Source organism: Demequina sediminis, assembly GCF_030296675.1.
Classification (GTDB): Bacteria; Actinomycetota; Actinomycetes; order Actinomycetales; family Demequinaceae; genus Demequina; species Demequina sediminis.
The window spans coordinates 413,533-436,046 of record NZ_AP027736.1; the positions used below are offsets into that span (position 1 = coordinate 413,533).

Annotated in this window: 18 protein-coding genes and 1 pseudogene; 10 read left to right on the forward strand and 9 right to left on the reverse strand. The window is 71.5% G+C overall.

Annotated features, from left to right (window positions below; genetic code table 11):
* Positions 1-19 precede the first annotated feature (19 nt).
* From QUE44_RS02145 to QUE44_RS02155, 3 genes are all read right to left on the reverse strand, one after another.
* The gene (locus QUE44_RS02145) at positions 20-2,056 is read right to left on the reverse strand and encodes an HtaA domain-containing protein (RefSeq protein WP_286215626.1); all 2,037 of its coding nucleotides are present in this window, start codon (positions 2,054-2,056) and stop codon (positions 20-22) included.
* A 144-nt stretch (positions 2,057-2,200) separates the two neighbouring features.
* On the reverse strand, positions 2,201-3,592 hold the full coding sequence (locus QUE44_RS02150) for an S-layer homology domain-containing protein (RefSeq protein ID WP_286215627.1): 1,392 nt from the start codon (positions 3,590-3,592) through the stop codon (positions 2,201-2,203).
* A gap of 195 nt (positions 3,593-3,787) precedes the next feature.
* Positions 3,788-4,942, reverse strand: a complete 1,155-nt coding sequence (locus QUE44_RS02155) for an S-layer homology domain-containing protein (RefSeq protein WP_286215628.1) — start codon at positions 4,940-4,942, stop codon at positions 3,788-3,790.
* A 177-nt stretch (positions 4,943-5,119) separates the two neighbouring features.
* Between QUE44_RS02155 and leuS the strand changes: the two genes are divergently transcribed.
* From leuS to holA, 6 genes and pseudogenes are all read left to right on the forward strand, one after another.
* Positions 5,120-7,621: a leucine--tRNA ligase gene (gene leuS / locus QUE44_RS02160; RefSeq protein WP_286215629.1), complete on the forward strand. Its 2,502-nt coding sequence runs from the start codon at positions 5,120-5,122 to the stop codon at positions 7,619-7,621.
* Between the two features lie 50 nt (positions 7,622-7,671).
* Entirely contained in the window at positions 7,672-8,544 is an 873-nt protein-coding gene (locus QUE44_RS02165) for a DegV family protein (RefSeq protein ID WP_286215630.1), read from the forward strand.
* A gap of 132 nt (positions 8,545-8,676) precedes the next feature.
* Complete coding sequence (locus QUE44_RS02170) at positions 8,677-9,387, forward strand: ComEA family DNA-binding protein (protein WP_286215631.1); 711 nt, start codon at positions 8,677-8,679, stop codon at positions 9,385-9,387.
* Positions 9,388-10,094: 707 nt separating this feature from the next.
* Positions 10,095-10,768 (forward strand): annotated as a pseudogene (locus tag QUE44_RS02175) (ComEC/Rec2 family competence protein); the annotation flags it as partial.
* A gap of 102 nt (positions 10,769-10,870) precedes the next feature.
* The gene (locus tag QUE44_RS02180) at positions 10,871-11,665 is read left to right on the forward strand and encodes a ComEC/Rec2 family competence protein (protein WP_286216638.1); all 795 of its coding nucleotides are present in this window, start codon (positions 10,871-10,873) and stop codon (positions 11,663-11,665) included.
* Positions 11,666-11,737: 72 nt separating this feature from the next.
* Positions 11,738-12,688, forward strand: a complete 951-nt coding sequence (holA, locus tag QUE44_RS02185) for a DNA polymerase III subunit delta (protein WP_350226871.1) — start codon at positions 11,738-11,740, stop codon at positions 12,686-12,688.
* Between the two features lie 15 nt (positions 12,689-12,703).
* On the opposite strand, the gene QUE44_RS02190 is transcribed toward holA, so the two are convergent.
* The 4 genes from QUE44_RS02190 to QUE44_RS02205 form a co-directional block, all read right to left on the reverse strand.
* The gene (locus QUE44_RS02190) at positions 12,704-13,411 is read right to left on the reverse strand and encodes an EAL and HDOD domain-containing protein (protein ID WP_286215632.1); all 708 of its coding nucleotides are present in this window, start codon (positions 13,409-13,411) and stop codon (positions 12,704-12,706) included.
* 68 nt (positions 13,412-13,479) lie between these two features.
* On the reverse strand, positions 13,480-13,740 hold the full coding sequence (rpsT, locus tag QUE44_RS02195) for a 30S ribosomal protein S20 (RefSeq protein WP_286215633.1): 261 nt from the start codon (positions 13,738-13,740) through the stop codon (positions 13,480-13,482).
* Positions 13,741-13,819: 79 nt separating this feature from the next.
* Complete coding sequence (locus QUE44_RS02200; RefSeq protein WP_286215634.1) at positions 13,820-14,344, reverse strand: type II toxin-antitoxin system PemK/MazF family toxin; 525 nt, start codon at positions 14,342-14,344, stop codon at positions 13,820-13,822.
* Positions 14,344-16,044 carry a putative bifunctional diguanylate cyclase/phosphodiesterase gene (locus tag QUE44_RS02205; protein WP_286215635.1) on the reverse strand — a complete coding sequence of 567 codons (1,701 nt, stop codon included), beginning with the start codon at positions 16,042-16,044 and terminating at the stop codon, positions 14,344-14,346. Before QUE44_RS02205 ends, QUE44_RS02200 begins: the two co-directional genes overlap by 1 nt.
* A gap of 77 nt (positions 16,045-16,121) precedes the next feature.
* Between QUE44_RS02205 and lepA the strand changes: the two genes are divergently transcribed.
* Genes lepA through QUE44_RS02225 form a run of 4 tightly spaced genes read left to right on the forward strand, consistent with a single transcriptional unit; the run spans position 16,122 to position 21,447 of the window.
* Complete coding sequence (lepA, locus tag QUE44_RS02210) at positions 16,122-18,062, forward strand: translation elongation factor 4 (protein WP_286215637.1); 1,941 nt, start codon at positions 16,122-16,124, stop codon at positions 18,060-18,062.
* Between the two features lie 52 nt (positions 18,063-18,114).
* A complete protein-coding gene (gene hemW, locus QUE44_RS02215; protein WP_286215638.1) occupies positions 18,115-19,299 on the forward strand; it encodes a radical SAM family heme chaperone HemW in 1,185 nt (394 codons plus the stop codon).
* A gap of 31 nt (positions 19,300-19,330) precedes the next feature.
* Positions 19,331-20,983, forward strand: a complete 1,653-nt coding sequence (locus QUE44_RS02220; RefSeq protein ID WP_286215639.1) for an acyltransferase family protein — start codon at positions 19,331-19,333, stop codon at positions 20,981-20,983.
* The gene (locus tag QUE44_RS02225) at positions 20,914-21,447 is read left to right on the forward strand and encodes an SGNH/GDSL hydrolase family protein (RefSeq protein ID WP_286215640.1); all 534 of its coding nucleotides are present in this window, start codon (positions 20,914-20,916) and stop codon (positions 21,445-21,447) included. The genes QUE44_RS02220 and QUE44_RS02225 overlap by 70 nt, the downstream gene beginning before the upstream one ends.
* Before the next feature lie 65 nt (positions 21,448-21,512).
* On the opposite strand, the gene QUE44_RS02230 is transcribed toward QUE44_RS02225, so the two are convergent.
* Both QUE44_RS02230 and QUE44_RS02235 read right to left on the reverse strand, forming a co-directional pair.
* Positions 21,513-21,989, reverse strand: a complete 477-nt coding sequence (locus QUE44_RS02230) for a DUF4870 domain-containing protein (protein ID WP_286215641.1) — start codon at positions 21,987-21,989, stop codon at positions 21,513-21,515.
* 83 nt (positions 21,990-22,072) lie between these two features.
* Positions 22,073-22,456 carry a DUF4870 domain-containing protein gene (locus QUE44_RS02235; RefSeq protein WP_286216640.1) on the reverse strand — a complete coding sequence of 128 codons (384 nt, stop codon included), beginning with the start codon at positions 22,454-22,456 and terminating at the stop codon, positions 22,073-22,075.
* Between the last annotated feature and the right edge of the window lie 58 nt (positions 22,457-22,514).

Consider the following 22,514-nt stretch of genomic DNA (forward strand, 5'->3'; position numbering starts at 1 on the left):
TCCGCCCCTGAGGTGAGTGTTACGCGCCGTAGTGGAAGCGGTAGAGGAACGCCGCCATCGCGTCGCGCTTGGTGGTGCCGAGCGGGCGGTAGTCGGACGTGCCGTCACCGTTGTCCCAACCGGTGCTGATCTGCTGCTGTCCCAGCCACGTGATCTCGTCGTAGAACGCGGTGCTCGTGGGCGTGACATCGGCGAACAGGTCGGTCTCGGGGAGCTCGACCTCGGGTGAGCCGGCGAAGCGGTAGAGGAACGCCGCCATGGCGTCGCGCGTGATGCGCGCCTGGGGCCGGAACTCCTGACCCTTGGCGGTGCCCCAGCCCTCGGTGATGCCCTGCGTCGACAGCCACACGATTTCCTTGTAGAAGGCCGTCGACTCCGGCGTCACGTCGACGAACGGCGAGGTCTCGGGAAGATCCACCTCGGGCGAGCCCGCGTAGCGGTAGAGGAAGGCCGCCATCGCGTCGCGCTTGATGGTCTCGAGGGGACGGAAGCTGAAGCTGCCGTCGCCGTTCGCGTAGCCGGTGGTGATGCCGGCGTTCGCGAGCCACGAGATCTCGGTCACGAACGCGGAGGCCGCGATGTCGGTGACCGCGGCGTCCGCCGCGAATGCGAGGGGAGTCCGCGTCTCGAACGGGGCGTACTTCGCGCCGCCGCCCGGGTAGGTGTAGACGCCCCACGCGCCCTCGATCGACTCGAGCGCGTGCTTGTCCACCGCGAGCTCCGTCGTGAAGGAGCCGTCCGGCTCGAGCTCGACGGCGCCGGCGGCCGCTCCGCCGATCGTCGCCATGTCCTCCGCGAGGACCGCCCACGAGACGTCGCCGTTGACGCGCGCCGAGCTCGGCGCGTTCTCCGTCGGGCGCCACACGTCCGCGTACTTGCCGACCGTCACGTAGATGCCGGTGAACTTGCCGGCGAGCGGCGGGCGGGTCCCCGTCGTGGCGGTGCCCGCAGGAAGGAAGTTGCGGCCCTCGACGGTCACCGTGGTGAGGTGCGCGAGGTCGTCGACCTGCGACACCTCGACGCGAGGAGCAAAGGTGATCGGCGTCGCGGTCTCGAACGGCGCGTACACTGCGCCACCCGCGGCGTAGGTGTACACGCCCCACGTGCCGCTGGCCTCGTCGAGTGTGTCGTCGGTCACGTCGAAGGTCGCCGTGAAGGTGCCCTCGGGGGTGAGCTCGATCGCGCCGGCTGCGGCACCGCCTACCGTCGCCATGCTCTCCGCGGGTAGCGCCCACCGGGTGAAGGCGTTCGAGCGGGCCGCGCTCGGCGCGCCCTCCGACGGCTGCCACGTGTCCGCGTACTTGCCGACCGCGACGTAGACGCCGGTGAACGCGCCGGAAAGCGGCGGGCGAGTGCCGGTCGTGGGCGTTCCTGCAGGCAGGAAGCCCTCGCCCGTCACGGTGATCGTGTCGCCGGTGCCGTCGAGGTTCGTGGTCCGATCGACGGTGACGGTCGGGGTGAGGGTGGCCTCGGCCGGCACGGAGAAGGTCACCGGGTCGAGCACGGTGCCCTCGCTATAGAAGGACATGCCATTGCCCGAGAACGCCACGGCGCCTGCGGCCGTGAGCGTCGCGGGGACGCTCGTGTACGTCACGAGGCCGTCGGAGGTGGCCGGCGCGGTCGCGGAGAGGTCGAGCTCGGCCAGGTCCGTCTCGGTCGGCTCCCCGCCCGCGGTCGTGACGAGCGCGACGAGCGTCGCGGAGTCTCCGTCGATCTCGACCGACGGGTCGGCGATGGTGACGTCGAGCACGCCGTCGTGGCCGTAGTAGGTCACGTCGCCGTCGTACAGCGGCGCGCCCTCGGCGTCCGCGCGCAGCGGGAACGTCGTGGCGATGCCGTCATCGGTGGCCGGCGCGCTGGCCGTGACGCTGCCCTCCGCGATAGAGCCGATGAGGTAGCTGCGGAACGAGGCCTTGAAGCCCCACCTGAGGGCCGCGGAGGCGGAGTCCGCCTGAGCAGGAACGGCAATGGCGAGCGGTGCGGCGAGCGCGATGAGCGCCGCGGCGACCGCGATGCGACCCGCGCCAGGGCGCGCGGAATCAGTGCTGGATGGCACGAATACTCCAGGGAGGTAGGGGCGCGCAAGGCGCAACTGTCACGAGGTAAGGGAACCCTTACTCGGGACTCTACCGGCCCGAAGAGGTAAAACGCAACGCGCCTGTGCCGTTATTCGCGCGCGTCAACAGTCCCGTGCGGGAAGCTACAGCCCCTGCTCGTCGAAGCGGAACAGGAAGGCGGCCATCGCGTCGCGCGTGATCTTGTTGAGCGGGCGGAACTCCTTCTTGCCCCCGCTCACGGACCAGCCGGTCGTGATGCCCGTCTCGGCGAGCCACGTGATCTCCTTGTAGAACGGCGACGTGGTCGCGACGTCCGTGAAGGGCGACGTGGCAGGGGGAGTGAAGGGTGGCTCCCCCGCGTAGCGATAGAGGAACGCGGCCATCGCATCGCGCGTCACCTGTGCGGTAGGACGGAACTCGCGACCGCTCGGGGTCGACCATCCGGTCGTGATGCCGGTCGTGGCCAGCCATGCGATCTCGGTCTGGAAGGCCGAGGAGGCGGTGTCCGTGAACTCCGGGGCGGCCGCCGTGTCGACGGGAGGCTCGCCCTCGAGTCGATAGAGGAAGGCGGCCATCGCGTCGCGCGTCGTGGACGTGAGCGGCTTGTAGTTCTTGCCGCCGTAGCCGTTCGACCAGCCGGTCGTGATGCCGGCGTCCGCGAGCCACTGGATCTCTCCAGCGAACGCCGAGTAGTAAGACGACGTCTTATCGGGGGACACGTCGCACAGCACTGTCGAGCCGTCCGCGACGGGTGCGGTGGAGGGGGACAGTTTCGCATTGACGCGCAGGAGGTCCGTGCCGCCCAGCTTCACGCGAGAGGCGCACGAGACCACGGGCGCGTCGGTGAAGTACTCGCTGCGCAGCGCGGTCGAGCCTGTGCGGTACTCGAGCGTGTAGGTGGTGCGAGGGAGGTTGGTGAGCTTGTAGTCACCGGCGGAGTCGGTGGTCGTGGAGCGGGTGCCGCCCGAGTACCGCGCGTACACCGTGGCGCCCGACACGGGCGTTCCGCTCGGTGACACGAGGGTGCCGAAGATGGACGAGGTGCTCGACGAGCTGTACTTGGCGAAGTTCTGCGTCGCGTACGCGCACGTGCTCGAGGCGTCCCACGCGAAGCCGATGCCGATGTCCGTGTAGTCGCCGCGCAGGTTCTCGTCGTGGTCCGGGGAGTTCTTCCAGGCGTTCATGATCACGGCGGCGGCCTTCTCCGCGGAGGAGTAGCCGCACGCGTAGCCCACGTTCTCTGCGGCGCGTGACCAGCCGCCGGGGATCTGCGACGAGAACTTGCGGTTGTGGGCGAGCGTCCGGCTCGACAGCATCGACGCGCTCCACGCTGAGGCCACATTCGCAACGTCCTGGTTCCAGCGCAGGGGCTTGAGGCCCTTGCTCGCGCGGTAGTCGTTCGTCAGCTCCAGGATCGTGGTCGAGGAGTCCGCCGAGGCTGCGGGCGCGACGGCGAGGGGGATGCCGAGCGCGAGCGTGAGCGCCGCGAGAGCGGACGCTGCCTTCGTGAGCGTGCGAGGGGAGCCAAGGCCCATGACGAATCCTCCTGCGTGGCACGGATGTGGCCGGGTTTGTCCCCTATTACGGCATCCAATTGGCCTCGCACGAGGGCATATGCGTGTGAGATATGCCACGTGGGCCCCGTACACGCGCGGAATGTGAGGAATTCCACATGCCCGCACGGGCGGGCGCGTCCGAATTGTTGGATTCGTCAGCGCCCGCGCCGAGCGTCAGCTCAGATACCACTCCAGGTCGTCGTAGCGGTACAGGAAGGCCGCCATCGCATCACGCTTGATGTGCGCGAGCGGACGGAACTGCTGCTTGCCCGACACGGTCCAGCCGGAGCTGATGCCCATCTCGGCGAGCCACGTGATCTCGGAATAGAACGGGGTGGTCGTCGTGACGTCGGAGAACGGCGAGCGCCTGGGCGCCTGCCACCAGTCGGGCGAGCCCGCGTAGCGGTACAGGAAGGCCGCCATCGCGTCGCGCGTCACGGTGCCCTGCGGTCGGAACTCCGCGGTGCCGTCGGCGTGTGCGTATCCCGTGGTGATGCCCGCCGCGGCGAGCCACCGGATCTCGGTGTCAAAGTCGCTGTAGACGGGCGACGCGGGGTCCCAGTGGACGTCGGTGAGGTACGGAACCGTGACCAGGTCGACGTCGATGCCGGCGAAATCGCCGGTGAGGTCGATGAGCTCGGACTGCCACGGCTTGAGCGCGTCACCCCAGTACTCGGTCGCGAACTGCTTGCCGTCGATCATCGGCGCGTCGATGTCCGTCCCGAACTCGATACCGGTCTCGCCGGGGTTGAGCCCCACGAGCGTGTACGCGCCGGTCGCGGCGTCCACCTGCGCGTAGCCCCACGACGAGCCGTCGGTGGTCTGCGCGTACACGTACGAGTACCACCACCAGTCGGGATCCGTCGCGGTTGGGGCGGTGACCGTGCCCGAGACCGTGAGGCCGTACTGGAGGTCGGCGTCGATCCCGGTCTCGACGCCGTCGACCGTGAGCGGCGCCGAGGCGTCGCGCGAGAGCGTTCCCGGCCACCACGTGGTCGCCAGGTTGTGCTGGATCCACGTGTCCTCGTCCCAGTAGCCCGCGTCGTAGAACGCGACCTCGTACTGGCCCGCCGCGTCGAGCTCGATGGTGTACGCGCTCGTCACGGGGTCGACGTCGACATACGTCACGGACCCGTCCACGGTGCTGATCGCGTCGACCTGGAGGTCGGCGAGCCAGTCGGCGGGGGCATCGTCCGGAATCGTGACGGTGCCGGAAATGGAGTAGGTGGCGGCCTGCGCGGGCGCGGCGATCAGCAGCGACCCGGCGATCAGGGTGGACAGGGCGACGGACGCGCCAAGGCGCCGTCCCCGCGACGATGCGGTGGACAAGGAAGACCCACTCAAGCGGGGAGGCCCCGTGCCGCCCCTGGTAAGAACGGAGATTAGCGACATTCGGTGTCGCCGGGCGGATTCCTGTGATGCGTGTCTCATTGGCCACCCGGGATCCGCCCGGCCGGGCCCCGAGGGAGGCACAGCCCGGGCATCGTCCCTCGGTAGAATCCTCGGGTGACCGAGACGCCTGAGACCGACGCCGCCCGCTACGACTTCCGCACGATCGAGGACCGCTGGCTCCCCGTGTGGGAGGAGCGTCAGCCCTTCCGGTCGGGCAAGGAGGGCGACTCGCGACCCACCAAGTACGTCCTCGACATGTTCCCGTACCCCTCGGGCGATCTGCACATGGGTCACGCGGAGGCGTATGCGCTTGGCGACGTGATCGCGCGTCACTGGGTGCAGAAGGGCTTCAACGTCCTCCACCCGATCGGCTGGGACTCGTTCGGGCTCCCGGCGGAGAATGCGGCGATCAAGCGCGGCGTGGACCCCGCGGGGTGGACCGAGGACAACATCGCGCAGCAGCTGAGCTCCATGAAGCGCTACGCGTGCTCGTTCGACTGGGATCGCGTCCTCATGACGCACCGTCCGGATTACTACCACTGGAACCAGTGGATCTTCACGCGCCTGTTCGAGCGCGGCCTCGCGTACCGCAAGCCCAGCCAGGTCAACTGGTGCCCGTTCGACCAGACGGTGCTCGCGAACGAGCAGGTGGTCGACGGACGCTGCGAGCGCTGCGACACGCTCGTCACCAAGAAGAAGCTCACCCAGTGGTACTTCAAGGTCACCGACTACGCCGACGAGCTGCTCGACGACCTCGAGACGCTGCGCGGCGCGTGGCCCGACAAGGTGCTCGCGATGCAGCGCAACTGGATCGGTCGCTCGCGCGGCGCCGACGTCGAGTTCGCGATCGAGGGCCGCGACGAGCCGATCGCGATCTACACGACCCGTCCGGACACGCTGCACGGCGCGACCTTCATGGTGGTCGCCGCCGACTCGGACCTCGCGGCCGAGCTCGCAGAGGGCGCCGACGACGCGACGCGTGCCGAGTTCGCGGCGTACGTCGAGAGCGTCAAGACCGCCTCGGACATCGACCGCCTCGCGACGGACCGCCCCAAGACGGGCGTGTTCCTGCAGCGCTACGGCATCAACCCCGTCAACGGCGAGAGGCTGCCCATCTGGGCCTCGGACTACGTGCTCGCCGACTACGGTCACGGCGCGATCATGGCCGTCCCCGCTCACGACCAGCGCGACCTCGATTTCGCCCGTGCGATGGACCTGCCGGTGCGCGTGGTCCTGGATTGCAGGGACGATGCTGGCGAGCCGCTCGCCGACCCGGCCGAGTCCGGCGTCGCGACGACGGGCGACGGGGTGCTCATCAACTCGGGCTCGCTCGACGGCCTCGCCAAGGCGGAGGCGATCGCGGCGATCACCGCGGAGCTCGACGCGGCGGGCAGCGGCCACGCCTCGGTCAACTATCGCCTGCGCGACTGGCTGATCTCGCGCCAGCGCTACTGGGGCACGCCCATCCCGATCATTCACTGCGACGCGTGCGGAGAGGTGCCGGTTCCCGACGACCAGCTGCCCGTCACGCTGCCGCCCGCCGAGGGTCTCGATCTCAAGCCCAAGGGCCAGTCCCCGCTGGCCGCCGCGACGGACTGGGTCACCACGACGTGCCCGCGCTGCGGCGGCGCGGCGCTGCGCGACACGGACACCATGGACACCTTCGTGGACTCGTCCTGGTACTTCCTGCGCTACCTGTCGGTGGGCAAGACCGACGGTCCGTTCGACGTCGAGGAGGCCAAGCGCTGGGCGCCCGTCGACCAGTACGTGGGCGGCGTGACGCACGCGATCCTGCACCTGCTGTACGCGCGCTTCTTCACGAAGGCGCTGCGCGACATGGGGATGATCGACTTCGGCGAGCCCTTCAGCGCGCTGCTCAATCAGGGCATGGTGCTCATGGACGGCTCCGCGATGTCGAAGTCGCGCGGCAACCTGGTGCGACTGTCCGAGCAGCTCGACGAGTACGGCGTGGACGCCGTCCGGCTCACGATGGCCTTCGCGGGTCCGCCGGAGGACGACATCGACTGGGCCGACGTGTCGCCCGCCGGTTCCGCCAAGTTCCTTGCCCGCGCGTGGCGCCTCGCGCGCGACGTCGACAGCGCGCCTGGCACCGACCCCGCGACCGGCGACGTCGCGCTGCGCGCCGTCACGCACCGCACGCTGCACGAGGCGCAGGAGCTCATCGAGTCCTTCCGCTTCAACGTGGTGGTCGCGCGCACGATGGAACTCGTCAACGCGACGCGCAAGGCGATCGACTCGGGGGCGGGAGCAGCCGACCCCGCCGTCCGCGAGGCCGCCGAGGCGGTCGCGATCCTGCTCAGCCTGTTCGCCCCGTACTGCGCCGAGGACATGTGGTCGATGCTGGGCCACGAGGACGTCGCGCTCGCGACGTACCCCGCGGTCGACGAGTCGCTGCTGGTCGAGGAGACCGTGACATGCATCGTGCAGGTCATGGGCAAGGTGCGCGACCGTCTCGAGGTGCCGCCCGGCATCGGCCAGGACGAGCTGCGCGAGCTCGCGCTCGCCACCGAGGGTGCGCGCCGCGCGATCGGCGACTCCGCGATCCGCACGGTGATCGTCAAGGCGCCGCGCCTGGTCAACGTCGTGACGGCGTGACGGCAGATCCCACCCTCCCGGTGGGGAGCGCGGGTCGCTAGGGTGGCGCCATGACTGTCGCCGTCGTCGTCGACTCGGCCGCCTCGATCCCCACCGACCTCGCGTCCGCGCGCGGACTCACCGTCGTGCCGCTCCAGGTGGTGGTGGACGACTCCGCGCGGGCCGAGGGCGTGGGAATCGACGCCGATCAGGTGCTCGCGCACCTCGTGGCGGGCGACCACATCACGACCTCGCAGCCCACCCCGGCGGCCTTCGACGCCGCCCTGGCCGCCGCCGCGGTGGGTGGAGCGACGGGAGTCGTCGTCGTGACGCTGTCGGGGACGCTGTCGGGGACCGCGGACGTCGCGCGTGCGGCGGCCGCCCGCGCCGACCTGCCCGTCGAGGTGGTCGACACCCGCACGGTCGCGATGGCCGAGGGCCTCGCCGCGCTTGCCGCCGCCGACGCGGCCGCCTCGGGTGCGTCGCTCGAGGAGGTCGCGCGTGTGGCGCGCGAGACCGCCGCGGGAGCGCGGTGCTTCTTCACCGTCGACGGTCTCGACCACCTGCGCCGGGGCGGTCGGATCGGGCCCGCGGTCGCGACCGTGGGTCGCGTGCTGGGCATCAGGCCCGTCCTCGAGATGGTCGAGGGGGAGGTGCGGCTCGTCGCGAGGGTGAGGTCGACGGTGCGCGCGCGGGCGGCGCTCGTCGAGATGGCCGAGGCGGCCGTGCGCGAGTGCGTGAGCCCCGCCGTCGCGGCCATGGGCGTGGGCGACGATGCCGCGGTCGAGGAGGCGGCCACCGCCCTGGAGGAGCGCACCCCTGGACTGTCCGTGGTGAGGACCGGCGTGAGCGCGGTACTCGCGGTGCACACGGGACCCGGGACGCTCGCAGTCGCGGTCGCGGACCTCGGCGCTGACGTCGGCGCGGCGGCTCCAGGGGCGTGACGCGGAGGTAGTGCAGGGAAGGCGTGGGGGTAGCGCGGCGGCGATGCCCACGGCCCCTCGTGGCGGATGGCCGCTCCCCAGATCCCGCACCGCGCCGTGCGCACACGTGAGCCGGTTCATAGCGTCGCCCTCATGGACGACTCGCACGAGGTACGCGCGCGGTGGGCCGCGGGACTGAGGGAGGCCGCAGCGCGCGCGTACGCGACGGGCCACGGCGCCGAGGCTCCCGCGCCGCACGCCACGCGATGGCGCGTGGAGCCGCGCACGGCGGTGTCGGCCGCGGTGGTCCTCGTACTACTCGCCGCCTGGGTGTGGTGGGGGCTGGTGGGTGGCACCGCGGCGGCGCCCGTCGCGCCGCTTGCCCCGGCATCGTCCGCGTCGCCATCCACGGCGGGTGCCTCGGGCGCCCCGCCCGCGGCGCGCATCGTGGTCGCGCATGTGAGCGGCGCGGTCGAGCGCCCCGGCCTCGTTGAGCTCGAGTCCGGCCAACGCGTCGCGGCGGCGATCGAGGCGGCGGGCGGGCTCACCGCCACCGCGGATCCGTCCTCGATCAACCTCGCGCGGGTCGTGGTCGACGGCGAGCACATCCGGGTCGGGGTCCAGGGCGAGCCCGCGGCGGCCGGCGTGCACGGCACAGGACCGGCGGCGGGCGTCCCGCTCGACCTCAATGCGGCCGATTCCGCGGCGCTCGAGGAGCTACCGGGAATAGGCCCCGTGCTCGCGGGGAGAATCGTCGCGGATCGTGAGGCCAATGGCCCGTTCGCCTCGGTCGAAGACCTGGGGCGCGTGCCGGGAGTGGGACCCGCGATCCTCGAGTCGATCGCCGACCTCGCGACCACGTGAGCGGCTCCGGATGGGGCGACCTCAGGCTGGTCCCCGCGGCGCTCGCGGCGTGGTCCGTGTCTCTGGCCGTCGCGCTCGGGGGCCCCCGCACCGGGGCGTGCGTCGCTCTCGCATGGGCCGGGGCCGCCCTCGTGGGGGCGGCGCTCGCGCGGCGCGCTCGCGTGCACGGTGTCGCGGCCCTGGTGGGTCTCGCGGTCCTTGCCGGCGGAGCCGCGCTCCTCACCGCGACCGCGGCCGACTCGCGCCACGCGTGGCACGCCACTCGGGCAGCCGGGGAAGGGGTCGAGGTGCGGGCGACTGTCGCGCAGGTGCGGCCCACGCTGGCCTCGGGCGGCGATCGGGTCTCCGTTCACCTCGAGGTCGAGGCGTGGCGCGCGGCTCCCGCCGCGGCGACAGCGCCCGACGCCCCGTGGCGGGACGGGGCCGGCCGCCTGGTCGTGCTGGCCGATTCCGACGCCGCGCCGGCGCGCGGGGACGCCGCGGTCGCGCGCGGATCGCTCTCTCCTGCGGCCGGCGGCACGGTCGACGCCCTGCTCGACGGAGAGATCGTGGTGGTGACCAGGCCCTCCGGGTGGCGCGCGCACGTCGTATCCGCGCGCGCGGCGTTCTCGCACGCGGTCGCGGGGGCTCCCGAGGCCACGGCGGGCCTGGTCGAGGGGATGGTGCTGGGCGACACCGGCAGGCTCGACCCGAGCCTCGCGGACGCGATGCGGGAGACGGGGCTGGCTCACCTCACCGCGGTCTCGGGTGCGCACTTCGCGATCCTGGCCGCCGGTGTGGGGCTGGTGCTGCGACGGCTTCGCGCCGGGCCGTGGCTGACCGCCGCCGCAACGCTTGTCGCGAGCGGCGGCTTCGCGATCGTCGTTGCGGGCGGGGAGCGGTGCTGCGTGCGGTCGTGATGGCGGTCATCGCCGCGGGCGCGCTCGTGGCCGGTCGCCGCGGACAGGTGGTGCCGGGCCTCGCGACGGCGGTGATCGTGCTCGTCGTCGTGCGGCCCGACCTCGCGGAGGACCTGGGGCTGGCGCTGTCGGTCGCGGCGGTCGCCGCGATCGGCCTGCTCGCCCCGTGGCTCGCGCATCGGCTCGCGCGGGTGGTCGCGCCCGCGCTCGCGGAGGCCGCCGCGGTGACGATCGCGGCGCAGGCGGCCTGCATGCCTCTCCTCGCGCTGATGGATGCGCGGCTAGGGCCGTGGGCGGTCGCGGCCAACGCGCTCGCGACTCCGTTCGCGATACCCGTCACCCTGCTGGGCGTCGCAGGGCTGGCGCTCGCGATCCCCGTGCCCGGCGTCGCGGCGGTGCTGGTCGAGTTGGCAGGCTGGGCCGCCTGGCCCGTCGCGGTCACGGCGCGGGCCTTCGCCGAGGCCCCAGGGGCGTCGCTCAGGTGGCCCGCCGGAGTGCGCGGGATCGTGCTGGGACTGTGTCTGATCGGGGCTGTCGTGGTGGCCGCGCGCGCCTCCGGACGCATCGCACGCGCGGCCACCGCCATGGCTCTCGCCGTCACCGCGATCGCTTTCGCACCCGCCACGTGGCTGCCGCCGGGGTGGGGCGGCGCACCACGGGGCTGGACGGTCGCTGCCTGCGACGTGGGGCAGGGAGACGCGCTCGTGGTGCGCGCCGCGGGGGCGGTGCTCATGGTCGATGCCGGTCCGCGCGGTCCCGCGGCCGCCGCGTGCCTCGAGCGACTCGGCGTCACGCGCATCGACCTGCTGGTGCTCACCCATGAGCACGCCGACCACACCGGCGGTCTCGACGAGGTGGCCGATGCCGCCGCGATCCGCGCGGTCTGGCTGCCGCACGCGGCCTCCGCGGCCACGACGAGCGGGGCGGCGCGCGCGACCGCAGACGCGAGGCTACCCGTCGAGGGCGAGGCCGTCACGCTCGGCGGCATCCAGATCACGGTGATGCAGACGGGTCCCGCGCCGCGATCTCGGGACGGCACCGAGGTCAACGAGTCGTCGACCATCCTCCACGTCGAGGCCGCGGGGGTGTCGCTGATGCTCCTCGGCGATCTCGAGGTCGCCGGCCAGCAGCGGCTCTCGCGCGGCCCCCTCCCGGCTGGCGTCGACATCGTCAAGATCGCGCATCACGGGTCCGCTGCACAGGACGCGGGTCTCGTGAGCGCCCTGGCGGCGCCGGTGGCGATCGCGACCGTGGGCGCGGACAACGACTACGGGCACCCGGCTCCCGAGGCTCTCGACCTCTACGGCGAGGGGGAGCCGTGGTGCTGCGCACGGACCTGTGCGGGGACGTGCTGCTCGGCGCCGCCGATGGCGCCGTGACGCTGGTCCGTCCGTGTCGGTCGGCCATGGCAGGCTAGGTGCCGTGGCAGCGCGACAGGCACCTCCGGCGACGTGGCATCGTGCCGCACCCGCGCCGCTCGTGCTGATCTCGGGCCCCGAACGGCTCTTGGCGTCGCGCGCCGTGGAACGCGTCGGCGCGGCAGTCCGGGGAGCGGGGACATCGAGATCAGCAGGCTCGATGCGAGCGCGTATGCGCGCGGCGCCCTCACCGCGGCCACCAGCCCCTCGCTCTTTGCCGATCCCGGACTGGTCGTGGTCGAGGCGCTCGAGGCGATGAACGACGACTTCCTGCAGGACGCGCTCGCGTACGCGGAGCGTCCCGATCCCGACTGCGTGGTCGTGCTCCTCCACGCGGGCGGGACGCGCGGCAAGCGCCTCCTCGACACGCTGCGCAAGGCGGGCACCCCCGAGTACACGTGCCCCGCGATCAAGCGCGATGCCGAGCTCGTCGACTTCGCGGCCGCGGAGCTCGACCGGGCGGGCCGATCGGCCCCGGCGCGGGCCGTCCGCGCGCTCGTCGACGCGATCGGCGAGGACGTCGCCGAACTCGCGGCCGCGTGCGCGCAGCTCATCAGTGACGTCGACGGCACCATCGATGAGGCTGCGGTGACGCGGTACTACGGCACGCGCGTCAACGCGACGGGCTTCGCGGTCGCGGATGCCGCGATCGCGGGCCGCACGGGCGAGGCCATTGCGCTCGTGCGTCACGCGCTGTCGACCGGAACCGATCCCGTCCCGCTCATCGCGGCGCTCGCCTCGAAGCTGCGCACCCTCATCAAGGTGGGCGGGGCGCGCGGGCGCGGGATGGACCTGCGGTCGCTGGGGATTCAGCCCTGGCAGGAGGAGCGTGCGCGGAGGGACCTGCGCAAGTGGGATGCCGACTCCCTGGCCGCAGCGGTGCAGGCGGTCGCGCGCGCCGACTCCGAGATTAAGGGGGCCTCGAGGGCACCCGGATTCGCGCTCGAGCGCGCGGTGCGCACCGTGGCCGAGCTCGCCGCGTAGGCCGTCGAACCGGTCCTAGACCTCGGCGTCCGCGAGGTCCGCGTCGCGCCGCTCCTCGGGATCGTGGTCACCACGCTCGTGAACCTCGGGCCGCTCGAACAGGAAGCCCTGGAACAGGTCGAAGCCCAGGTCGACGCACGCCTCGAGCGTCTCGGGGTCCTCGATCCGCTCGGCGATCAACGCCGCGTGGTCGACGCGTGCGGCATCCGCGAGCGCGGGCCCCAGGCGCACCAGGTCCCTGAAGTCCACCTTGACGAAGTCCGCGATGCAGAGCAGGCGGCGCTGCGAGGCCGAGCCCACGAAGTCGTCGATCGCGACCCGGAAGCCGGCCTCCCGCAGCTCGATCACGCGCTCGACCAGGGCATCGTCCACGAATGCCGACTCGACAATCTCCAGGACCACGCGCGGCGGATCGCAGTGCAGCGTGCCGGGGTGGCGCAAGAGGAACGAGCGCGTGACGTTGATGAACGCGGGGTGAGGCGCCGTGATGTCGGGCTCACGCCAGAAGGCGGCCGCGATGACGTGCTCGGTGGCGCGATCCTGCAGGCGGGCCGGCCATTGGTCGATGGCGAGGCCGTGATGACCCGCGGTGCGGTACACCAGCTCGTGTCCCGCGATCTCGCCCGTGTGCGTGAAGATGCCCTGCCGCGCCACATGGACGCGCGCGCCATTGCGGCGCAGGTGCGGCGGATGCCACAGGCGGGGAGGGCGGGAGAAGGTCACAGTCGAGAGCGAAGACGAACGAACGCCCCGAATCGCGTGGGCGAGACGGGGCGTTCGTGACGGTTGCGCTAGAGAGCGGCGACCTGCTTGGCGAGGGCCGACTTGCGGTTCGCGGCCTGGTTCTTGTGGATGACGCCCTTGGAGACGGCCTTGTCGAGCTTGACCGACGCGGACGACAGCGCGGTCTGCGCCGCGGGCTTGTCGCCGGCGGCGATGGCCTCGCGCACCTTGCGGACGTGGGTCTTGAGCTCGGACTTCACGGCGACGTTGCGCAGGCGCGACTTCTCGTTGGTGCCGATGCGCTTGATCTTCGACTTGATGTTTGCCACAGCGTTCCTTTAAGCGATCAGGTGAAAAAGTTCTGGGTGCGGCGCGAGCAGGCGCGCTCACACACGAACGAACATCATATCAGCGATGGTGCTTCTTGAGCGACTGCGCCACCGTGTCAAACGTCGCACGGTCGAGGATCGCTCCCTCGCGGCGCACTGCTGCGGGGTCGATTCTCACGATTCGGTCGAGGCGCACCTCGCTGGGCCGCCCCCGAGAGTCCCACGGTCCGGCGCCGATGTCCAGCCAGAAGCGGCCGTGGCGCGCCTCGTCGGCGGCGTCGAGGTCGTGGTCCTTGCTCGTCAGCATCAGCCCCAGCAGCCAGCGCCCGTCCTTGCCGATGAGGAGCACGGGTCTGTCCTTGCCCTGGCGGTGGTCCTCCTCGAACGGCACCCAGGTCCACACCACCTCGCCCGGATCGGGCGTGCCGCCGTGCGTGGGCGAGTAGGTCACCCGGGGGCGGCCCGTGAAGTCGCCCGGATACCCGGCGGGGGCGGATGCTCGGGAACGGCCAGGGGCGGGAGCGGTGGCCCGCGCACGGGCGCGCGGCGACGGGGTCGTGCGGACCGCGTGGACGATCCTGCGAACGAGGGACCAGGGGCTCATCAGGCCGAGGCTAGCGGTCCGCTCCGGTCATCAGCGGACTGCGGGCAGGGACGATGCGCCGCGAACGGGAGCTCGGTGACGGGTATCGCGTGGCCGAAGAGGAAGCCCTGGCCCAGCGCCCAGCCGTGCTCCCTCGCGATGTCGCGCTGGGCCTCCGACTCGACGCCCTCGATGACGCCCGACATTCCCAGGCTGCGCGTCAGGGCCGCGACCGTGGTCGAGATGCGGTCGCCCGTGGACCGGTCGCCCAGGCGCAGCGTGAACTCGCGCGCGAGCTTGAGTCCCGAGACGGGGTTGAGGAGCACGGAACTGAGCGCCGAGTACCCCGTGCCGAAGTCGTCGATGATGAGCTCGACGCCCAACTGGCTGAGGCCGTCCAGGTCCGCTCGCGCGGCCTGCGTCGCGATGAGCATCCCCGACTCCGTGATCTCGAGCCCGAGGCGGCCGGGGTCGATGCCCGTGGACTCGAGTGCGTGGGTCACCACCCTGGTGAGGTCGGCCGAGCCGATCTGCCGGGTCGACACGTTGACGAAGATGCGGCCCGTGAACTCGGGGTGTGCGGCGATGAGCTCGCACGCCTCGTTGATGACGAACGCGCCCAGCGGAACCACGAGGTTTGCCTCTTCGCACACCTCGATGAACTCCTCCGGAAGCAGGAGGCCGCGACTCGGGTGCTGCCAGCGCACCAGCGCCTCGTACGCGACGGCCTCGTTCGTGTCGAGACGGACGATCGGCTGGTAGTGCACCACCAGTTCGCCCTCGCGGATCGCCGTCCTTAGCTCCGACTCGATCGACAGCTTGGACAGCGCGTGCGAGCGCAGCTCGGTGGAGAACACCTCGACGCGGGCCCTGCCGCGCTGCTTCGCGGTGTACATCGCGGTGTCGGCGTTGCGCAACAGGCTCTCCGCGGTGATGCCTGGCTCCGCGAGGGCCAGGCCGGCGCTGACCGTGGGCACCACCTCGTGACCGCCCACGGCGAACGGCACCTGAACGTCCGCCGCGATGACCGTGAGGAAGGCCTCCGCGGCGGCCTGCGTCGCGACCGACTCGAGGATCACCACGAACTCGTCGCCGCCCAGCCGTGCCACGGTGTCGCCCGGCCGGACCGCGCCGCGCACGCGGCTCGCGATCGCTTGGAGCAGCGTGTCGCCGGCCTCATGGCCGAGGGAGTCGTTGACGAGCTTGAAGTGATCGACGTCGAGGAAGATGCATGCGACGGTGTGTGCGTCGGCCCGGCGCGACTCGAGCGCCGCTTCAAGGCGCTCGAGAAGCAGAGTCCGGTTGGGTAGGCCGGTGAGGTGGTCGTAGAGGGCGCGCCGCTCGAGCAGGTCCTTGGCGCGGCGGATCTCGGTGACGTCCTCGACGTGGGCGAGGTAGCGCGCCGGTGCGGCCTCGGCGGGGGCGAGGGAGACCGTGAGACGCGTCCAGACGGTATCGCCGTTGCGGTGGATGAGGCGCGTTTGGGCCTGGAAGTAGGGCAGCTCGCCCGTGTCGAGCTGTCCGCGCAGCTCCTCGTCCCGCGCGACGTCGTCGGGGTGCGTGAGGTCGCGCAGGCGGAAGGTGCGCAGTCCCGCGGTGGTGCGTCCCACGATGCGTGCGAAAGCGCGGTTGGCGTCGAGCATCGCGCCCTCCGCGTCCATGACGATCATCCCGATGGGTGATCCGTCGAACGCGGGGCGGAACAGGTCGGACTGCGCCATGGTCGTCCCCTCGAGGGTGTCAGCCGGGCGCATCACTCACCCGGTCTGCCCTCTGTATCGGCAATCGGGGGCCGTGCATGAGGACCGAGCGCAGCGGCGGCACCCTCGACTTCGTGGGAGAATGGCGCGCACCCTGCCGTCCGAACCGAGGAACCGTCATCACCGTGTCTGGAGATCCCCGCATCGAGCCTGCCTCGACGCAGCCCGCGCTGATTCGCAACTTCTGCATCATCGCGCACATCGACCACGGCAAGTCGACCCTCGCGGACCGCATGCTGGGCATCACCGGAGTCGTGTCGGAGAGGGCGGCGCGTGCGCAGTACCTCGACCGCATGGACATCGAGCGAGAGCGCGGCATCACCATCAAGTCGCAGGCGGTGCGCATGCCCTGGACGGTCGACGGCCAGCCCCATGCGCTCAACATGATCGACACGCCCGGCCACGTGGACTTCACGTACGAGGTCTCGCGCTCGCTCGCGGCCTGCGAGGGAGCGATCCTGCTGGTGGACGCGGCGCAGGGCATCGAGGCGCAGACTCTCGCGAACCTGTACCTCGCGTTGGAGAACGACCTCACGATCATTCCGGTGCTCAACAAGATCGACCTGCCGTCCGCGGACCCCGACCGCTACGCGGCGGAGCTCGCGCAGCTCATCGGCTGTGAGGTCGACGACGTGCTGCGCGTCTCGGGCAAGACCGGCGCGGGCGTTCCCGAACTCCTCGATCGCGTCGTGCGCGACATCCCCGCCCCGGTGGGCGACGCATCGGCCCCCACCCGCGCCATGATCTTCGACTCCGTGTACGACACGTATCGCGGCGTGGTGACCTACGTGCGCGTGGTGGACGGCGGCCTCAAGCCGCGCGAGAAGATCGCCATGATGTCGACGCTCGCGACGCACGACCTCCTCGAGATCGGCGTCATCAGCCCCGAGCCGGTCCCCACGAAGGGCCTCGGCGTGGGCGAGGTGGGCTACCTCATCACGGGCGTGAAGGACGTGCGCCAGTCCAAGGTGGGCGACACCGTGACGCTTGCGTCGCGTCGCGCGCAGGAGTCGCTCGGCGGCTACCGCGACCCCAGGCCGATGGTCTACTCGGGCCTGTTCCCGCTCGACGGCTCGGACTTTCCGATCCTGCGCGACGCGCTCGACAAGCTCCAGCTCAACGACGCCTCGCTCGTCTACGAGCCCGAGAGCTCCGTCGCCCTGGGCTTCGGCTTCCGCTGCGGCTACCTGGGCCTGCTCCACCTCGAGATCGTGCGCGACCGCCTCGAGCGCGAGTTCGGGCTCGACCTCATCTCGACCGCGCCCAACGTGGTCTACGAGGTCACGATGGAGGACGGCAAGGTCATTACCGTCACCAACCCCTCGGAATACCCCGGCGGCAAGATTCGCGAGGTGCGCGAGCCCGTGGTGAAGGCATCGATCCTGGTGCCGAGCGAGTTCATCGGCACGGTCATGGAACTGTGCCAGGAGCGTCGCGGCACGATGGGCACGATGAATTACCTGAGCGAGACGCGCGTCGAGATGCACTACACGCTGCCCCTCGCCGAGGTCGTATTCGACTTCTTCGATCAGCTCAAGTCCCGCACCCGCGGGTACGGGTCGCTCGACTACGAGCCCGCTGGCGACCAGGTCGCCGACCTCGTCAAGGTCGACATCCTGCTTCAGGGTGAGACCGTCGACGCGTTCAGCGCGGTGGTGCACAAGGACGCCGCATACGCGTACGGCCTGTCGATGGTGGGCAAGCTCAAGAACCTCATCGACCGCCAGCAGTTCGAGGTCCCCGTGCAGGCGGCAATTGGCTCCCGTGTGATCGCGCGCGAGACCATCCGCGCGATCCGCAAGGACGTCCTCGCGAAGTGCTACGGCGGCGACATCTCGCGCAAGCGCAAGCTGCTCGAGAAGCAGAAGGCCGGAAAGAAGCGCATGAAGAACATCGGCTCCGTCGAGGTGCCGCCCGAGGCGTTCATCGCCGCCCTGTCGACGTCCGACGACGGCTCGGACAAGGGCAAGAAGAAGTAGTGTGCCTCCGTCCCGCGCGACGGATCACCTCCTCACCAGCCATGATGAGCGTATGAGCAGCGCCTCAGGGGCGAGGGACTTCGGCGTCTACATCCACGTTCCCTTCTGCGCGGTCCGGTGCGGCTACTGCGACTTCAACACGTATGCGCCGGGCGAGGTCGAGGGCGCGACGCGCGAGGGCTACGTGACGGCGGCGCTCGCGGAGATGGCGCTCGCGCGGGAGACGATGCGCGGCGACGGTCGTCCCGCGCGCACCGTGTTCTTCGGCGGCGGCACGCCCACGATGCTCGACTCGGCCGCGCTCGTCGCGCTACTCGAGGGCGTGCGCGGCACGTGGGGGCTGAGCGCGGATGCCGAGGTCACCACCGAGGCCAACCCCGATTCCGTCACGCCCGAGTCGCTGCACGCGCTGGCGCGCGCGGGCTTCACGCGCGTGAGCCTGGGCATGCAGTCGGCCGTGCCACACGTGCTCGCCACGCTCGAGCGGACCCACCGTCCGGCCAACGTGGCGCGCGCGGTCGCCGCCGCGCGCGAGGCGGGCCTCAAGGTGAGCCTCGACCTCATCTACGGCACCCCTGGCGAGTCCCTGTCCGACTGGCGCGCGAGCCTCGAGGCCGTGCTCGAGCTCGAGCCCGACCACGTGAGCGCCTATGCGCTCGTGATCGAGCCGGGCACCCGCATGGGTGCGCAGCTGCGTCGCGGCGAGGTGGCCCCGACCGATCCCGACGTTCAGGCCGACATGTACGAGCTGGCCGACACGATGCTGAGCGCGGCGGGCTACGACTGGTACGAGGTCTCGAACTGGGCCCGCGAGCCCGCGGACCGCTGCCGGCATAACCTCGCCTACTGGCGGAGCCAGGACTGGTGGGGCATCGGGCCGGGCGCGCACTCCTATCTGGGTCCGCGCGTCCAGGGGGACGGGATCGCGGCGGGAGCAAGCCGCTGGTGGAACGTCAAGCATCCGCGCGCATATGCGGCGCGGCTCGCGGCGGGGGAGAGCCCCGCTGCCGAGACGGAGCCGCTCGCCGACGAGGACCTGCGGCTCGAGCAGGTGATGCTGCGCCTGCGGCTCTCGGAGGGGATTCCCGCGGCCCTGGTCGAGGGGCGTGCGGAGGCGATCGCGCGACTCATCGCCGACGGCGTGCTCGACGGCGGCGCCGCGGTGCGCGGCACGCTCCGGCTGACCCGCCGCGGGCGCTTGCTCGCGGATCTCGCGGTCCGCGCGCTCGCGTTCTAACCGCGCGAGAGGAGCGACGCGCCGGGCGGACGTGGGACTTCGCGGCGCGTCGGAAACACCCCTTCTGTGCCGCCTATCCTGGACACGAAGGAGCGGGACCGCAGGGGTCACCGGAACGCACATCAGCACTCAGGAACTCGCGCGGGTCAGCCCGCGCACGGCCGAGACCCGCGCGGTCCCACGGGGACGCATCGCGGGTCTCGATGCGTTGCGCGCGCTCGCGGTCGTGCTCGTGGTGGCGCACCACGTGTGGCCGTCGGCGCTGCCGGGCGGGTTCATCGGCGTCGACGTGTTCTTCGTGCTATCCGGCTTCCTCATCACGACGATCCTGGTGCGCGAGCGAACCGCCTCCGGACGCATCTCGCTGAGGCGATTCTGGATCCATCGCGCGCGCAGGCTCGTGCCCGCGCTCGCGGTCGTGGTGACCGTGAGCGTTGCCGCGGTCGCGGCGGCCCAGGCGGTCGCGCCGACGGGCGGCGACGATGCGGGCGGTGCCCCCTGGAGCGACCTGCTCGTGGGGGTGGGCGCTCAGATGACTGCCGCCGCGACGTTTACGAGCAACTGGCTGAGCGTCGCGGTCGGCCAGAGCTACGCGACGGCCGGGGCACCCGCGCTGCTGGGTAACCTCTGGTCTCTCGCCGTCGAGGAGCAGTTCTACGTGCTGTGGCCGCTGGTCGTCGCCGGCGCGCTCGCGGCGGGCGCGTCGCGCATCAGGGCGACCGCAGGTGCCGCGGCGCTTGCGCTGGCATCTGCGGGCGCGATGGCGCTGCTCTTTGTCGCCGACGCGGATCCCACGCGCGTCTACGTCGGAACCGACACGCACGCGTTCGGGCTGATGGCGGGCGCCGGGCTCGCGTTCTGGTGGTCCGGGCGCGACGGGGCCGCCTCCGCGTCCTCTCGGGGGCATCGGTCGGTGGGGGCGCGCGGTGCCCTCGCCGCGGGCGTGACCGGCGCGGCCGTCCTCGCCGTGCTCGCCCTGTGGCTGCCGTGGCAGTCTCCCGCGACCTACCGGGGCGGTCTCGTGATCGCGTCGCTCGCGACGGTCGCGATCATCAACGCCATGCTCCATGCGCCCGCGGTGGGACGCCGCGCGGACGTCGCCCCGCTGAGGTGGATCGGCGAGCGCTCGTACGGGATCTACCTGTGGCACTGGCCCGTGCTGGTGATCATGGTGACGATGCTCGACGGCGGCCGGGTGCGTGAGGCCTCCGGTGTGACCGCGGTGCTGGTGGTGGCGGTGACCGTGGGCGCCGCCGCGGCCTCGTATCGATGGCTGGAGATGCCCGTCAGACGGGCGGGCTTCCGCGCGTCCCTGCGCGCGCTGCTTGAGTGGCTGTACCCGGTGGCGGAGGACCCCGAGGCCGTGCGGGTCACCAGGCGTCGCCGCGCCGCCGCCTTTGGCGGAGCCGTCGCCGCGGTGCTCGCTCTCGCGGGCTCGGCCGTCGCCTCCGCACCCGAGCAGACCTCGCTCGAGCGACAGCTCGACTCCGGCGCGTTCGCGGCGGCAGGGGGACGGCGGCTGGGCCGCAGGAGTCGTCGCCGTCGGCATCGTCACTCCCGGACGCGGCGCCTCAGGCGCCCGTCATCGCCGCGGTGCCGTCCGCGGTGCCGTCGATGCTGCCCACCGCCGCGCCCGCGGTGGAGGTGCGCGAGCCCGCCGTGCCGGACGGCAGGGACATCGTGATGATCGGCGACTCGGTGACGCTGGGCTCCGCCCCGGAGCTGGTCGAGGCGATGCCGGGGATCGCGGTCGAGGCCGAGGTCGGCAAGCAGTTCGGTGCCGGCGTCGACCGCGTCGAGCGACTCGCGCGCGCGGGCGACCTGCGCGACTACGTGGTCGTGGCGCTGGGCACCAATGGCGCGGTGCGGGACGAGGACGTCGAGAGGCTCGTGGCCGCGGCGGGTGACCGGCCGCTCGTGCTCGTCACCCCCTACGGCGACCGGCCGTGGATGCGCGGGGCCCAGGAGGCGCTGCGCCGCGCGGCCGAGCGACACCCGTCCGTGGTCATCGCCGACTGGCAGGTCGCGGTGAATCGAGACCCCGGCGTCGTGGGCAGCGACGGCATCCACCCGCGGCCCTCGGGAGTGGGCACGTTCGTCGCCGTGGTCGAGGACGCGTTGCTGCGCGCGTCGACGCTCTCCCCGTAGCCGTCCCGACAACGCGACGAGCCCCCGCGCCGCGGAGGGCACGAGGGGCTCGTCGCGTGTCAGCGCTACTTGATGAAGGGGATCACCAGCGGGATGCGGTAGTACTCGCCGTTGTTGGCGCGCACCCCCGCGATGATCGACACCACGAGCGCGTAGATGCCGTAGGCCAGCATCGCGGGCCCGGTGAGTAGGAATCCGAACAGGAACGTCACGAGCCCGAGGACCACTCCGCCCACCATCACCACGAGCACGGTGAGCTGCAGGTTGAGGTTCATCTTGCCGTGGAAGTCGATGAGTGCGCTGCGCTCACGGTAGATGAGCCACATCACGAGCGGGACCACGAACGCGAGCGTGCCTGCGGACAGCACGATCGCGACGGCGGCGAGGATGTGGACCAGCATGGCGATGGTCCTGGCGTCGCGCTCGAGCATGGGAGCGGGGGCGACGTAGGCGGGCGGTGCGCCCGCGGGCTGAGCCGGCTGGGCCTGCGGCTGCGGCTGCGGTTCCGGCTGGGGCGAGGCGGTGTCGGTCGTGTCGTTCATGCCCCCAGGCTCCCAGAACGCGGCAGGGCCCCGCATCCGCCAGGAGGCGGAGCGGGGCCCTGATGTTCGTCGGGGTGAGACCCCTACTTGATGATGCGCCAGTTGAAGGGGTAGCGGTACTGCTCACCCTTGTTGGCGGCGATCGCCGCGAGGATGCCGAACACCAGGACGGCGATGCCCACGAGCGGCAGGATCACGAAGCCGATGATGGCGATCGTGGTGATCGCGCCGACGAAGGACGCGATCGCCATGAGGATCGACCAGTTGAGGGCCTCCTTGGCCTGGTCGTTGACGAACGCGCTGCGCTCGCGGAAGACCAGCCAGATGATCAGCGGCGGGATGAAGCCGAACAGGATCACGCCCGCGTGCGCGAGCGTGGCCCAGAGGCGCTCATCGCTCTGGCTCATCGGCTGCGGCGCGTAGGGCGGCTGGGGCGACTGCGGCGGGGGCGGCGGGTACTCGGTCATATCGGTCACGTCTCCTTCGATTGGTCGCCGGCTGCCACCGGCGGTGGGCGTGCATGCC